The 13,501-nt window shown below is 65.8% G+C and carries 14 protein-coding genes and 1 pseudogene; 2 read left to right on the forward strand and 13 right to left on the reverse strand.

Going from position 1 to position 13,501, the window contains the following annotated elements; all coding sequences use genetic code 11:
• Nucleotides 1–3: 3 nt before the first annotated feature.
• Nucleotides 4–666 carry a MotA/TolQ/ExbB proton channel family protein gene (locus tag H7A86_RS11120; protein ID WP_102581628.1) on the reverse strand — a complete coding sequence of 221 codons (663 nt, stop codon included), beginning with the start codon at nt 664–666 and terminating at the stop codon, nt 4–6.
• A pseudogene (locus H7A86_RS11125) lies at nt 560–3,106 on the reverse strand (DNA internalization-related competence protein ComEC/Rec2); the annotation flags it as partial. The pseudogene H7A86_RS11125 and the gene H7A86_RS11120, both read right to left, overlap by 107 nt.
• Before the next feature lie 256 nt (nt 3,107–3,362).
• Here H7A86_RS11125 and H7A86_RS11130 point away from each other — a divergent pair.
• Nucleotides 3,363–4,427, forward strand: coding sequence for an SDR family oxidoreductase (locus H7A86_RS11130; RefSeq protein WP_104650449.1), 1,065 nt, complete (start codon nt 3,363–3,365; stop codon nt 4,425–4,427).
• Between the two features lie 225 nt (nt 4,428–4,652).
• Here H7A86_RS11130 and lolD read toward each other — a convergent pair whose 3' ends face one another.
• The 10 genes from lolD to H7A86_RS21185 all read right to left on the reverse strand — a co-directional run bounded on the left by lolD (nt 4,653) and on the right by H7A86_RS21185 (nt 11,404).
• The gene (lolD, locus tag H7A86_RS11135; RefSeq protein WP_484607054.1) at nt 4,653–5,291 is read right to left on the reverse strand and encodes a lipoprotein-releasing ABC transporter ATP-binding protein LolD; all 639 of its coding nucleotides are present in this window, start codon (nt 5,289–5,291) and stop codon (nt 4,653–4,655) included.
• Between the two features lie 109 nt (nt 5,292–5,400).
• Nucleotides 5,401–6,642: a lipoprotein-releasing ABC transporter permease subunit gene (locus H7A86_RS11140; protein WP_104596009.1), complete on the reverse strand. Its 1,242-nt coding sequence runs from the start codon at nt 6,640–6,642 to the stop codon at nt 5,401–5,403.
• A gap of 23 nt (nt 6,643–6,665) precedes the next feature.
• Nucleotides 6,666–7,118, reverse strand: coding sequence for a YgfX family protein (locus tag H7A86_RS11145; protein ID WP_119131909.1), 453 nt, complete (start codon nt 7,116–7,118; stop codon nt 6,666–6,668).
• Entirely contained in the window at nt 7,069–7,317 is a 249-nt protein-coding gene (locus H7A86_RS11150) for an FAD assembly factor SdhE (protein ID WP_104582563.1), read from the reverse strand. Before H7A86_RS11150 ends, H7A86_RS11145 begins: the two co-directional genes overlap by 50 nt.
• A 108-nt stretch (nt 7,318–7,425) precedes the next feature.
• The gene (locus tag H7A86_RS11155; protein ID WP_024938686.1) at nt 7,426–8,208 is read right to left on the reverse strand and encodes a succinate dehydrogenase iron-sulfur subunit; all 783 of its coding nucleotides are present in this window, start codon (nt 8,206–8,208) and stop codon (nt 7,426–7,428) included.
• A 16-nt stretch (nt 8,209–8,224) separates the two neighbouring features.
• Complete coding sequence (locus H7A86_RS11160) at nt 8,225–8,428, reverse strand: hypothetical protein (protein ID WP_425509720.1); 204 nt, start codon at nt 8,426–8,428, stop codon at nt 8,225–8,227.
• 9 nt (nt 8,429–8,437) lie between these two features.
• Complete coding sequence (sdhA, locus tag H7A86_RS11165; RefSeq protein WP_104650447.1) at nt 8,438–10,228, reverse strand: succinate dehydrogenase flavoprotein subunit; 1,791 nt, start codon at nt 10,226–10,228, stop codon at nt 8,438–8,440.
• Between the two features lie 33 nt (nt 10,229–10,261).
• A complete protein-coding gene (gene sdhD, locus H7A86_RS11170; protein WP_016902592.1) occupies nt 10,262–10,648 on the reverse strand; it encodes a succinate dehydrogenase, hydrophobic membrane anchor protein in 387 nt (128 codons plus the stop codon).
• Complete coding sequence (gene sdhC, locus H7A86_RS11175; protein ID WP_104582560.1) at nt 10,645–11,040, reverse strand: succinate dehydrogenase, cytochrome b556 subunit; 396 nt, start codon at nt 11,038–11,040, stop codon at nt 10,645–10,647. The genes sdhD and sdhC overlap by 4 nt, the downstream gene beginning before the upstream one ends.
• A 55-nt stretch (nt 11,041–11,095) precedes the next feature.
• Nucleotides 11,096–11,404 (reverse strand): DUF1674 domain-containing protein, encoded by a 309-nt coding sequence (locus H7A86_RS21185; RefSeq protein WP_326519755.1) that lies wholly within the window; start codon nt 11,402–11,404, stop codon nt 11,096–11,098.
• Between H7A86_RS21185 and ygfZ the strand changes: the two genes are divergently transcribed.
• The gene (ygfZ, locus tag H7A86_RS11185) at nt 11,306–12,196 is read left to right on the forward strand and encodes a CAF17-like 4Fe-4S cluster assembly/insertion protein YgfZ (RefSeq protein ID WP_119131907.1); all 891 of its coding nucleotides are present in this window, start codon (nt 11,306–11,308) and stop codon (nt 12,194–12,196) included. The genes H7A86_RS21185 and ygfZ overlap by 99 nt on opposite strands.
• Here ygfZ and H7A86_RS11190 read toward each other — a convergent pair.
• Entirely contained in the window at nt 12,193–13,281 is a 1,089-nt protein-coding gene (locus tag H7A86_RS11190; RefSeq protein WP_115676952.1) for an ABC transporter ATP-binding protein, read from the reverse strand. The two genes, ygfZ and H7A86_RS11190, sit on opposite strands and share 4 nt — an antisense overlap.
• Between the last annotated feature and the right edge of the window lie 220 nt (nt 13,282–13,501).

A 13,501-nucleotide genomic window follows, 5' to 3' on the forward strand; every position in this document is an offset into this window, starting at 1 on the left:
TCGTCAGCCCTTTGCCATGACAGGTTTGCCAGCTGCCGCGACCGGCGCCGCGGCGCCTGGCACCACGCGGCCGTCCATCGTGTCCAGCAACAAGGTGGCTTCCTGCTCCATCTCGATGATGTAACCGGCGATGCGGCCCTTGAAGAAGCGATGCGCCATCAATGCCGGTACCGCGATGATCATGCCGGTGGCCGTGCACACCAGCGCCTTGCCGATGCCGCCGGCCAGCTGGTTCACATCGCCCACGCCGTGATCGAGGATGCCCAGGAACATCTGGATCATGCCGACCACCGTGCCCAGCAGTCCCAGCAGCGGCCCGGCCGAAGCGATCGTGCCCAAGGCATTCAGATAGCGCTCCATGCGGTGCACCACATGCCGGCCGGTGTCCTCGATGCGCTCGCGAATCAACTCACGCGGACGACCGCGCACGTCCAGCGCTGCGGCCAGCAAAGCGCCCAGCGGCGAATTGCGCCGCAGCGACTCGATGTGGCTGGGATCCAGTTTGCCGCGCGCGGCCCAGTTGCGGACCTCCTCGCCCAGACCTGGCGGGGTCACCTCGTTGCGGCGCAGGCTCCACAGACGCTCCAGCACGATCGCCAGCGCGATCACGCCCAGCAACAGCAACGGCACCATCGGCCAACCGCCTGCCTTGACCAGCTCCAACACGATTCGATTCCTCCGGCAACGCGGCCGCCTATTCGCTGGTCGATAGGATAGCAGCCGACCGCCGCCGTTCCGCAGCATCCCAGAGCCGTGGCTGCCAGCGCCGCCGCTCGCGTACCTGCAGGCCGTCGGCGCCCAGCCAGACCCGGATTGCCCCGGCCTGGGCCGTGTCGAGCAGCTCGGCGCCACTGCCCTGCCAGCGCTGCACCACCTCGGCACGCGGGTGGCCGAAGCGATTGCCGTGTCCGTAAGACACCAGCGCCAGCCGCGCGCCGGTGGCGGCGATGAAGCCGGCATGCGAGCCGTCGGCGCTGCCATGGTGGGGCACCACCACCAGATCGGCACGCAACTCCGGGGCATGCTGCCGCAGCAGGCGCCGCTCGACGATCTCGCCGATATCGCCCGGCAACAGCGCGCTTGCATGGCGCGTCTCGACACGCAGCACGCAACTGGATTGATTGCGCAGATACGGAAAACCGGCGCTGGGATGCAGGAAGCGAAAGCGCACACCGTCCCATGACCACTGTTGGCCAGCACGGCAGCGCGTGCTGACGTCCAGCGGCGCCTGTGGCGGCGCCGCCGTCATTGCAACGGGCAATCCCGCACGTACTGCCGCATAGCCGCCAGCGTGGTCGGCGTCGGCATGACTGAGCACGATGGCATCCAGGCGGCGCAAGCCGAGCGCGCGCAGTGCCGGCAGCACTACCCGCTCACCGGCATCGAAACCATCGCGCACCGCCGGCCCGGTGTCGAATAGCAGCGCATGCCGTTGCGTGCGCACCAGCACCGCCAGGCCCTGCCCCACGTCCAGCACCTGCACGTCGGCCTCGCCCGCCGCAGGCAGTTCGCGGTCCGGCCACAGCAGCGGCAGCCATAGCAGCACCGCCAGCGATTTGCCGGGCGTGCCGCGCGGCAGCAACAACCAGAACGCGCCGAGCAGGGCCACGACCAAGGCGGTCGCATCGGACTCGGGCACCCACCACAACGCCACCGACGTCTGCCCGAGCCAGACCAGGCCCGGCCAGGACAGCTCGAAGCACCAGCCCGCCAATCGCCATGCCCACACGCCCAGGCCCGGATGAAGTGCCTCCAGCGCAGTCCCCAGCAAGGCAAGTGGCACCACCACGAAGGTCCACCAGGGAATGGCGACCAGATTGGCCAATGGCCCCACCAACGATGCCTGCCCGAACAGGCTGACGGTCAACGGCAGCAGGCCGACGGTGGCCACCGTCTGGGCGGACAGGAAGCCCCGCACGATCGCGCGATCGTCCGCTGGCAGACACCACACCAGCCAGGCCACCCCGGCAAAGCTGAGCCAGAAGCCGGCCACCAGCACGCTCAGCGGATCCCACAGCAGCACTGCCAACATCGCCAGCGCGAGGATCTGCGCGGTGGTGGCACGGCGCCGTACCACCCGCGTCAACGCGACCACGGCAATCATCAGCACGGTGCGCACCGTGGGCAGCGCCAGACCCGCCAGCACCGCATAACCCCCTGCACCGAACAAGGCGGCGACTGCCGCCGCGTGGACACGCGGGATCCGGGTTCCAAGCGCTAGCCAGCAACGCCAGAGCCCGGCGACCAGCACGGCGACGAATGCAGCGACCAGCCCCACATGAAACCCCGAGATCGCAATCAGATGGCTGAGCCCGGTCGCCCGCAGCGTGGCCCAGGCCGCGTCGTCCAGCCCGCGCGTGTCGCCCAACGCGAGCGCGCGCAGGTAAGGCGTCGACGGCCCGGGCACGCGCTCGGCAATGCGCTGCGACATTCCTTCGCGCCAGGCATCCACCCCACGCGGTGCCGCAACCTGCTGCGCAGCGGCCGGCACCCGTACATAGCCGGTCGCGGCAATGCGCTGTGCCAGCGCCTGCCGCTCGGCATCGAACCCGCCAGGATTGCGCAAGCCACGCGGCGCCCGCAGCTTGAGCCGCAGCTGCCAGCTTGCGCCTGCGCGCAGCGCACCACGAGGCCCCATCCGCTCGGCACCGAAATCGTCATACCAGGCCAGCTGCAGCAGTTTGTCGCGCAGTGCGGCAGGCTGCGCGGGATCGTCATCCACACGCAGTTGAAAGCGCGTGCGTCGTGGCTCGGCGACCGGCAATTCGACGATCTGACCGCGCACCGTCAGTTCTTGCGCTTCATCCTGCGGACGCAGTTGTGCCTGCAGGACACCGGCGACCTGCCAGCCCATCAGCCCGAAACCGAAAACGGCGGTGGCCAGCGCCCACACCAGCACCCTTGGCCGCAAACGCAGCCATGTGCTGACACCGATGCCCAGCGCCGCTGCACCAAGGCAGGCCGCATAGACCGCACGCGACAGCAGCGCAGGCGACCATGCGCACACCACGATGCCCAGCAACAATGCCGCTGCGATCGTTATCGTCGATACGCGCCGCGGCGAAGGCGATGCCTGTGCTGACGCATGCATGCTGTCGGTCGCCATCCTGGCCGTGGTCCATCCACCGACCCAGGTTAGGCCAGCGCCCGTGTCGGGCACAGCAGCGATCGGTGCTGTGCCTGGTAGGAAAAAGGCGGCGCCTGCCGTGGTACATCCGGCCGGGGAAACGTCCCCCGACAGACGCGCAACACGCTGGGCAGGACAGTGTGTACGGGCCGCACATCGACCGTATCGGCCTGCATTCGCCTCGATTTCATGGCCGCCGCGCTATGTTCGCCACTGTTTTCGAGGAGCTTCCCCCATGCGTAAAGGCACTGCACTGATTGTCGGCGTCACCGGCATTTCCGGTTACAACCTCGCCAATGTCCTGGTGGCCGACGGCTGGACCGTCTACGGCCTGGCACGGCGCCCGCTGCCTCAGGATGGCGTGATCCCGCTTGCGGCCGATCTGCTGGATGCCGAGAGCACCAGCAAGGCGCTGCGTGGCCTGCCGATCACCCACGTATTCTTCTGCACCTGGACCCGGCGCGACACCGAGCGCGAAAACGTCGAAGCCAACGGCGCGATGATGCGGCATCTGTGCGAAGCGCTGAGCGATGCGCCGCTGCAGCACATGGCGCTGGTCACCGGCACCAAGCACTACCTGGGCGCGTTCGAGAACTACGGTAGCGGCAAGGCCGAAACCCCGTTCCGCGAAAGCGAACCACGCCAGCCCGGCGAGAATTTCTATTACACGCTGGAAGACCTGCTGTTCGCGCATGCCGAGCAGCATGGCTTCGGCTGGAGCGTGCATCGCTCGCACACCATGATCGGCATGGCCAACGGCAGCAATGCGATGAACATGGGCGTGACGCTGGCGGTGTACGCGTCGCTGTGCAAGCACACCGGCCAGCCGTTCGTGTTTCCCGGATCGCAGGCGCAGTGGAACAGCCTCACCGACCTGACCGACGCCGGCCTGCTCGGCAAGCAGCTGGCCTGGGCCGGCCTGAGCCCGGCCGCGCGCAATCAGGCCTTCAACACCGTCAATGGCGATGTGTTCCGCTGGCGCTGGATGTGGAGCCAGATTGCCGACTTCTTCGGGCTCGAAGCTGCGCCCTGCCCCGAGACCCCGATGCCGCTGGAGGCACGCCTGAGCGAGACCGCCCCGGCGGTGTGGAGCGAAATCGCCAAGCAGCATGGCCTGGTGGAAGCCGACGTCAACCGGCTGGCATCCTGGTGGCACACCGATGCCGACCTGGGCCGCGAGATCGAGTGCGTCAACGACATGACCAAGAGCCGCGAGCTGGGCTTCCTGGAGTTCTACGACAGCCGTGCATCGTTCCTGGAATTGTTCACGCGCCTGCGCGCGCAGCGCATCATTCCCTGATGCACCCGGTCGTCGTCACCCACGTGGCGGCGACCGTTTCCTGTCAAAGCGCGCATCGACGCGACGATGCTCGCGGGCGCTGCATGCAGCGCGAGCAGGATGTCGCACCATCCGGTCGCCCATCACACAAATGCATCGGTAACCGGATACGGGATTTCGATCGGAAACCCGCAGTTCACCACCCTCTAGCCGTCAGGGATTGGCCCGACGGCCAGGCAGTGCGTCCTACACCGCAGACGGCGCCAGCTCGCGCAGCTTGCCCTGATGCAGCTCGAGTACGCGGTCCAGACGCCGCGCCAGACTGCGGTCGTGGGTCACCAGGACCAGGCTGGTGCGCTGTGCACGATTGAGTTCCAGCATCAGCTCGAACACGGTCTCGGCGGTCTTGTCGTCCAGGTTGCCGGTTGGCTCATCGCCCAGCACGCAGCCCGGCTTGTTCACCAGCGCACGCGCCACGGCCGCACGCTGGCGCTCGCCACCGGACAACTCGCTGGGCTTGTGTTCGATGCGATGTCCGAGCCCGACCGATTCCAGCAGCTGCAAGGCCTGCGCCCGGGCAAGCGCGACCTCTTTTCCGGACAACAGCACCGGCATCATCACGTTTTCCAGCGCGGTGAATTCCGGCAACAGGTGATGGAACTGGTACACGAAGCCCAGGGCCTGATTGCGCAACTTGCCGCGCTCGCCATCGGACAACGCCGACATGCGCCGGCCTGCCACATACACCTCGCCCGAGGTCGGAACATCCAGCCCGCCGAGCAGATGCAGCAGCGTGCTCTTTCCCGCACCGGAGGCACCGACAATGGCCACGGTCTCGCCGGTCGCCACGGTCAGATCCAATCGATCGAACACCGGTGTGCGCATCTTGCCTTCGGCATAGGTCTTGCCCAGACCCTCGGCGCGGATCACTGCTTCTGCGTGGCTTGACGTCTGCACGGCCGATTCCCGATTCCCGAATCCCGATTCCCTGATCTCATTCATAACGCAGCGCCTCCGCCGGTTGGGTCCGCGACGCGCGCCATGCCGGATACAGGGTCGCCAGGAAGCTCATCACCAGCGCAACGACGGTGATCACCACCACGTCCTGGGTCTGCATGTCGGTCGGCAACCCGGTGATGTAATACACGTCCTCGGGCAGCAGCTTGACGCTGAAGATCGTCTCGATCACGCCCAGGATGCGTTCCAGATTGAGCGTCAGCACGATGCCGCCGATCACGCCCATGATCGTGCCCATGAAGCCGATCAACGAACCCTGCACCATGAACACCTGCATCACGCCCGCAGGCGACAGGCCCAGGGTGCGCAGGATGGCGATATCGGCCTGCTTGTCGGTGACCAGCATCACCTGCGAGGACACCAGGTTGAACGCACCCATCGCCACGATCAGCGACAGCAGGATGCCCATCACGGTCTTTTCCATCTTCAACGAGTGGTAGAGGTTGGCGTTCTCCTGGGTCCAGTCGCTGACCCGGTACGGACCATGCAACTTCACCGCCAGATCGCGCGCAACCGGCCAGGCCTGGTCCATGTCGTGCAGGCGCAGCCGCACGCCGGTGACACCGTCCATGCGCAGCACGCGCGCCAGGTCCTGCATGTTGACCACGGCCAGGCCGCGGTCGATCTCGTTGTAGCCCGCCTCGAAGATTCCGCTGACAGTGAAGCGTTTGAGCCGCGGCATCGCACCCAGCGGCGTGGCCTGGGTATCGCTGAGCAGCACGACGATGCTGTCGCCCACGTCCACGCCCAGCCAGATCGCCAGCTCCTTGCCGATGACGATGTTGTAGGAGCCCGGGGTCAGGCTGTCGACCGACCCCTGCTGCATCTTCTTGGCCAGTACCGACACCTTGCCTTCTTCGGCAGGAACGATGCCGCGCACGATTGCCGGCTGCTTGCGCGGGCCCTGCAACAGCGATTCGGTTTCGATATACGGCGCGGCACCGGCGATGCGCGGATCGGCCATGGCGACCTCGACCGCATGCTGCCAGTCGTGCATCGGCGCGCCGTCCGCGCTGACGGTGGCATGCGCGGCCATCTGCAGCAGACGGTCGCGGATCTCCTTCTGGAAACCGCTCATCACCGCCAGCGTGGTGATCAGCACGGTCACGCCCAGGGCGATGCCCAGGATCGATGCCATCGAGATAAACGAGATGAAGCCATTGCGCCGCTTGGCACGCAGGTAGCGCAAGCCGATGGCAACCGGGATAGGTTTGAACATGCGGTTCAACCAGGAAAGGGACGCTATGGTGCCACTTGCAGCTGCCCGGACGAAATGGCGTGTGCCTGAGCGGCCAGACGCAGTTCACGTCGCTGCGCCACCGGCAAGGTATCCGGCCAGAAATGCAGGCGCCGGCGACGTGCATCCGGGCCAGTCCACGACACCACCGCGATCGGGCCGCGCCATGCCACCTGCAGGCCTTGCACCTGCTTGCCGTCAACGCTGGCGGGCGTTTGGCCCCACGGCACGATCACCTCGCATGCTGGCGAACGCAACAGCACGCGTAACGATCGGCCGCCCGCCACCACTGCATAGACCGCCAACAACACTGCCAACCACGGCGGCACCCCGCTACGCCAGAGCGCCCACAACGCGAGCGCACTCAGCACGCCCAGTGCGCAGACCAACCCGCGCGAGGGGCGCCATTCAAGCCGGCATGGCGCGAATATCGGCGATGAGCGCGGCGTTGGCGGCATCGGGGCAGGTCTCGTATCCCATGAACCAGCGCCACAACTTATCGTCTTCGCAATCCAGCAGCTGTAGGAAAACCGCGCGCTCGGACTCAGAAGCCTGCGCCCAGCGTTGATCCAGATAGCGCCCGAACAATTGATCGAGCTCGCGCATGCCGCGCCGGCAACGCCAGCGCAGTTTCTTCAGCAGGACTTGTTCATCCATCTCACTCTCCTCGCCTGACGCGGCGCCGAAAACGACAGCGGCACCAGACCAAGGGCCGGTGCCGCTGTGAACCCTCTCCCCCGCCAAGGCGGGACTTCATACCTGCGATCAGGCGCGACGCGCCATCATCAGCTTCTTGATCTCGGCAATGGCCAGCGCCGGATTCAGGCCCTTCGGGCAGGTCCGCGCGCAGTTCATGATGGTGTGGCAGCGATACAGCTTGAACGGATCTTCCAGGTCGTCCAGGCGCGCACCGGTGTCTTCGTCGCGCGAGTCGATGATCCAGCGATACGCCTGCAGCAGGATCGCCGGGCCCAGATAACGCTCGCCATTCCACCAGTAGCTCGGGCAGCTGGTCGAGCAGCAGGCGCACAGGATGCACTCGTACAGACCATCGAGCTTGCGGCGGTCTTCCGGCGACTGCAGGCGCTCGCGGTCCGGCGGCGGCGGGGTCTGGGTGCGGATCCACGGCTTGATCGATGCGTACTGCGCGTAGAAATGCGTCAGATCCGGCACCAGGTCCTTGATCACGCTCATGTGCGGCAGCGGATAGATCGGCACCTCGGCCTTGCCGCAGGCGGCAATCGCCTTGGTGCAGGCCAGCGTGTTGGTGCCGTCGATGTTCATCGCGCACGAGCCGCAGATGCCTTCACGGCAGGAGCGACGGAACGCCAGCGTCGGGTCGATCTCGTTCTTGATCTTGATCAGCGCGTCCAACACCATCGGGCCGCACTTGTCGAGATCGATCTCGTAGCTGTCGGTACGCGGGTTGGCCTCGCCATCCGGATCCCAGCGGTAGACCTTGAAGGTGCGCGTGTTCTTGGCGCCCTGCGCAGGGTAATGCTTGCCCTTGCCGATCTTTGAATTCTTGGGGAGGGTGAACTCTGCCATAGCTGCTCTCGTTGGCTCAGGCGATGCGCGGTGCGGAAGACGACCGCACCGTGCGCATGAAGGTAAAGATGACGGACGCCACTGCCGAAGCGGTGGCGCAACGGCCGGCGGCGTGCCGGCGTTGCCGCTGCGTCAGGACACGATCCGCCTGCAACGGTGCGCCGCTGCCATGTCCGGACAGGCCGGCCGGCGGAGGCAACGCACAAGCGGATCGGTCCATGCGCATCGATCAGTAAACGCGCGGCTTCGGCGGGACCACGTCCACGTCCTTGCTCAGCGTGTACATGTGCACCGGGCGATATTCGAACTCGCACTTGCCCTTGTCGTCGACGGTGACCAGCGTGTGCTTCTGCCAGTTGACGTCGTCGCGGTCCGGGAAGTCTTCGTGCGAGTGCGCGCCGCGGCTTTCGTGGCGCTGCTCGGCCGAGTTGATCGTGGCCACCGCGTTGAGCAGCAGGTTGTTCAACTCGTAGGTTTCGATCAGGTCCGAGTTCCACACCAGCGAGCGGTCCGAGACCTTGACGTCCTCGAAGCTGGCAAAGATCTCGGCCATCTTGTCGACGCCTTCCTTCAGCGTCTTGCTGGTACGGAACACGGCCGCGTCCGACTGCATAGTGCGCTGCATGTTGTCGCGGATCACCGAGGTCGGCGTGGAGCCGTTGGCGTAGCGCAACTTGTCCAGCAGGCCCAGCGCCTTGTCACAGACATCGGACGGCAGCGTCTTGTGCGGCTGGTTGGGCTTGACCGTCTCGGCGCAACGGTTGGCCACCGCACGGCCGAACACCACCAGATCCAGCAGCGAATTGGAACCCAGGCGGTTGGCGCCGTGCACCGACACGCAGGCGGCTTCGCCGATTGCATACAGGCCCGGCACGACCGCATCCGGGTTGTCGCCCTGCTTGCGCACGACTTCGCCGTAGAAGTTGGTTGGAATGCCGCCCATGTTGTAGTGCACGGTCGGCAGCACCGGAATCGGCTGCTTGGTCACGTCCACACCGGCAAAGATGTGCGCGCTCTCGGCGATGCCGGGCAGCTTTTCGTTGATGACTTCCGGACCGAGGTGGGTCAGGTCGAGCAGGATGTGGTCCTTGTGCTCGCCCACGCCGCGGCCTTCGCGGATCTCCACGGTCATCGAGCGCGAGACAACGTCGCGCGAGGCCAGATCCTTGTAATGCGGTGCATAGCGCTCCATGAAGCGCTCGCCGTTGCTGTTGCGCAGGATGCCGCCTTCGCCACGCACGCCCTCGGTGATCAGGCAGCCCGCGCCGTAGATGCCGGTGGGATGGAACTGCACGAACTCCATGTCCTGCACCGGCAGGCCAGCACGCATCACCAGGCCGCCGCCGTCACCGGTACAGGTGTGCGCGGAGGTGGCACTGAAGTAGGCGCGGCCATAGCCGCCGGTTGCCAGCACCACGCCATGGGCGCGGAACAGATGCAGGCTGCCATCGGCCATGTCCAGCGCCAGTACGCCGCGGCAGACGCCCTCTTCGTCGAAGATCAGGTCGAGCGCGAAGTACTCGATCATGAAGCGCGCGTTGTGCGCCAAGGACTGCTGATACAGCGTATGCAGCATCGCGTGACCGGTCCGGTCGGCCGCCGCGCAGGTGCGCTGCGCGGACGGGCCCTCACCGTACTTGGTGGTCATGCCACCGAACGGGCGCTGGTAGATCTTGCCATCTTCGGTACGCGAGAACGGCACGCCGTAGTGCTCGAGCTCGATGATGGCCGGGATCGCCTCGCGGCACATGTACTCGATTGCGTCCTGGTCACCCAGCCAATCGGAGCCTTTGATGGTGTCGTAGAAGTGATAGCGCCAGTCGTCTTCGCCCATGTTGCCGAGCGCGGCCGAAATACCACCCTGTGCCGCCACGGTGTGCGAACGGGTCGGGAAGACCTTGGTCAGGCAGACGGTCTGCAAGCCCTTCTGGGCCAGGCCGAAGGTGGCGCGCAGGCCGGCACCGCCGGCGCCCACCACGACCATGTCGTACTTGTGTTCTGTGATCTTGTAAGCGGACATCGAATTATGGATTCCTGTTTGGTCGCGGACGGCTCAGCTGATGCCAAGCGCAATACGCGCCACGGCAAACACGCTGACAATGGCGCCCAGCACGGCGACGAAGCGCACGATCGTCTGCGCCGCAAGCGCCAGCAGCGAGTTGTGCACGTAATCTTCCAGCACCACCTGCATGCCCAGCTGCGCATGCCAGAACGAGGCGATCAGGAAGCCGACCAACAGAATCGCGTTCCACGGCTTGGCCACGGCGGCACTGGCTGCGGCGTGGTCGGCACCGATCAGGCTCAGCACGAAGATCAGGAACCAGATCGACAGCGGCACCAGGGCGGTGGCGGTCAGGCGCTGCACCACGAAGTGTTCGGTACCGGTCTTGGCGGCACCCAGGCCACGCACGTTCTTCAACGGGGTACGGTAGCGGTTCATACGGCACCTCCGGCCAGCAGCACATATGCCCAGATGGCAGCGGTGAGCACGAAGCTCAGGATCAGCGACAGCCAGCCGAGGCTGACGAACGAGCGCACTGCATAGCCCTGCCCGAAGTCCTGCAGGATGTGGCGCAGGCCGCCAAACAGATGGAACGCAAAGCACCAAGTCCAGCCGAACAGGAACACTTGCCCGTACCAGGCGCCGGCGTGCGCGCGGAAACAATTCCAGTGGTCGGGGCCGAGCATCAACGTCAGCAGGGCGGCGGCAATCGCCAGAGCGCCGATGGACAGTACGATGCCGGTGGCTCGATTGAGAATCGAGGTCACCATCTGTATCTGCCAGCGGTACACCTGGAGATGCGGGGAAAGAGGACGTTCGCGGATCGCCATTCGCTGGGCTCGTATCTCGGCTGGGCGGCACTAGGCCGCTGTGGCTAAAAGCTGCTCAAAAATCGATGCAGCGTCCATTTTTTTCCCAGTCGCCGTAGCGCGTTGGCTCAGGGCCGTCGCGTCCACCAATTTCCTTGGGCAGTGGCTGCTTCTCGGGAATATGCTCCTGAGGAGAAGGCTGCGTCTCGGAATCCTGCGCTGGGGTGGGGGTTGGATGGCCTATCATAGTGGTCTCACAACATTGCGATTTTAGTCCTCCCCTTCCGTGGCTGACAACCTGAATCTTATTCCGCAGGGTTTTGGCTCCCTGCACGACATGCAATACGTCCGCTTGACCGGGACGGATGCAGTGGCGTTCGCGCATGCGCAATTTGCCAACGACGTACAGGCGCTGGCGACCGGGCAGTGGCAATGGAATGCGTGGTTGACAGCGAAGGGGCGCGTGATCGCCATCTTCGCACTCCTGCGTGAGGACGACACGCACCTGTTGCTGCTGCTGCCCGACGGCGATGCGGCCGGGATCGCGGCGCAACTCGGCCGTTTTGTGTTCCGACGCAAGCTCAAGATCAGCGTGGCGGCGCTTTCGGCCTATGGCGGCTTCGCCACACCGGCGCGCGCGCAAGGCGCGAAGGCCGATATCGGAACGCAGCGTATCGAATTGGACATGGGCAGCCCTGCCCTGCCGCGCACCCTGGTCGTGCTGTCAGACCAGCAGGCATTGGCCGCGCCTATCGAATCTGCCCGCATGGACGCCGATTGGCGCCGTGCGGACCTGCAACTGGGGCTGGCGCGCCTGCCCGACGCGCAGCGCGAGCAATGGACGCCGCAACAGCTGGCGCTGGATCGCCTGCACGCCTTCAGCGTCAAAAAGGGGTGCTATCCGGGCCAGGAAATCGTTGCGCGGACGCATTTCCTGGGCAAGGCCAAGCGTGCGCTGCAACTACTGCAGGTCGGGGCGGCCGTCGGTGATGCCGCCGCCGAACCGGGCCAGGCCGTGCTGCTGGGCGAGACCACCGTCGGCACGCTGGTCAGCGTGGCGGGCGATCTCGCGCTGGCGGTGTTGCCGCTGGAGCTGACCTTGGAGGCCGACGCCGTGCTGCAGGCGGGCGCGCATGCGGCCCGCCCGCTTGCGTTCGTGCAGGGTCTGGCGCGTTAGGCCGGCGCCAGCCGTTCGCCGCTGGCCGGGTCGAAGAAGTGCAGCGCCTCGCTGCGCAGCGCCAGGCGCAGCGGCTCGCCTACCGCCGGCAAGGCCTGCGGTGCGACACGGATCACCAGCGGCTGGCCGCCACGGTCGAGGTTGAGGAAGATCTCGTTGCCGACCGGCTCGATCACATCGATACGCGCATCGAAGCCCAGTGCGGCATCGCTTGACGGTTGCAGGTGCTCCGGGCGTACGCCGACGATCACGTCGCGACCGAACCAGCTGCGATCGATGCGGGCCGCACCCAGTGGCACGCGCCAGCCATCGGCCATGACCAGATGCAGGCCGTCCTGCTCATCCAGGCGCCCCTGCAGCACGTTCATCGCCGGGCTGCCCAGGAATCCGGCCACGAACAGATTGGCCGGGCGGTCGTACAGCGCCATCGGGCTGTCGATCTGCTGGATCACCCCGTCCTTGAGCACCACGATGCGCTGACCCAGCGTCATCGCCTCGACCTGATCGTGGGTGACGTAGATCATCGTGGTGCCCAGCTTGCGATGCAGCTGCGCGATCTCGGTGCGCACGCTGTGGCGCAGCTTGGCATCCAGATTGGACAGCGGCTCGTCGAGCAGGAACACCGACGACTCGCGCACCATCGCCCGTCCCAGCGCCACGCGCTGACGCTGGCCGCCGGACATCGCCTTGGGCAGCTTGTCGAGCATCGGGGTCAGCCCCAGCAGCTCGGCGGCGTTGTTGACCCGTTCGGCGATGACCTGCTTGGGGTGGCCGCGCAACTTGAGCCCGAAGGCCAGGTTCTCGGCCACGGTCATGTGCGGGTAGAGCGCATAGCTCTGGAACACCATGGCGATGTCGCGGTCCTTCGGAGCCACGTCGTTGACCACACGCTCGCCGATCTTCAACGTGCCGGCACTGATGTCCTCGAGCCCGGCGATCATGCGCAACAGGGTCGACTTGCCGCAGCCGGACGGACCGACCAGCACCATCAACTCGCCATCGGCGACCTCGAAACTCGCACCCTGCACCGCGACCTGGCCGTTCTCGTAGACCTTGCGGACACCTTCCAACTGCACTTTCGCCATCTTCGGCCTCAACGTAAGTTGTGCGCCCTGCCCTCGGCCCTCCCGACGGCGGTGACGCCACATGCGCCTGCAAGGAAATCTCCTGCAAACGAATGCATTGGTTTATTCTGACATGTAATCGTTTTCACATGGCAACATCGATCTCGGGAGGGACCATGCCGCCACCAACCCAAGCCGCTGTTTCAAGCGGTGCAGCCTACCGTGCAAGGGCCGGCATCCG

The organism is Xanthomonas euroxanthea, assembly GCF_903989455.1.
In the GTDB taxonomy this organism is placed as follows: Bacteria; Pseudomonadota; Gammaproteobacteria; order Xanthomonadales; family Xanthomonadaceae; genus Xanthomonas; species Xanthomonas euroxanthea.

Coding starts and splice junctions, on each gene's coding strand:
- H7A86_RS11130 (WP_104650449.1), top strand. CDS start 3,363: ATGCGTAAAGGCACTGCACTGATTGTCGGCGTCACCGGCATTTCCGGT.
- lolD (WP_484607054.1), bottom strand. CDS start 5,291: ATGCGCACACCGGTGTTCGATCGATTGGATCTGACCGTGGCGACCGGC.
- sdhA (WP_104650447.1), bottom strand. CDS start 10,228: ATGTCCGCTTACAAGATCACAGAACACAAGTACGACATGGTCGTGGTG.
- H7A86_RS11145 (WP_119131909.1), bottom strand. CDS start 7,118: ATGCCGCCAACGCCGCGCTCATCGCCGATATTCGCGCCATGCCGGCTT.
- H7A86_RS11155 (WP_024938686.1), bottom strand. CDS start 8,208: ATGGCAGAGTTCACCCTCCCCAAGAATTCAAAGATCGGCAAGGGCAAG.
- H7A86_RS11160 (WP_425509720.1), bottom strand. CDS start 8,428: ATGGACCGATCCGCTTGTGCGTTGCCTCCGCCGGCCGGCCTGTCCGGA.
- H7A86_RS11150 (WP_104582563.1), bottom strand. CDS start 7,317: ATGGATGAACAAGTCCTGCTGAAGAAACTGCGCTGGCGTTGCCGGCGC.
- H7A86_RS11140 (WP_104596009.1), bottom strand. CDS start 6,642: ATGTTCAAACCTATCCCGGTTGCCATCGGCTTGCGCTACCTGCGTGCC.
- sdhC (WP_104582560.1), bottom strand. CDS start 11,040: ATGGCGATCCGCGAACGTCCTCTTTCCCCGCATCTCCAGGTGTACCGC.
- H7A86_RS21185 (WP_326519755.1), bottom strand. CDS start 11,404: ATGCGCGAACGCCACTGCATCCGTCCCGGTCAAGCGGACGTATTGCAT.
- H7A86_RS11190 (WP_115676952.1), bottom strand. CDS start 13,281: ATGGCGAAAGTGCAGTTGGAAGGTGTCCGCAAGGTCTACGAGAACGGC.
- sdhD (WP_016902592.1), bottom strand. CDS start 10,648: ATGAACCGCTACCGTACCCCGTTGAAGAACGTGCGTGGCCTGGGTGCC.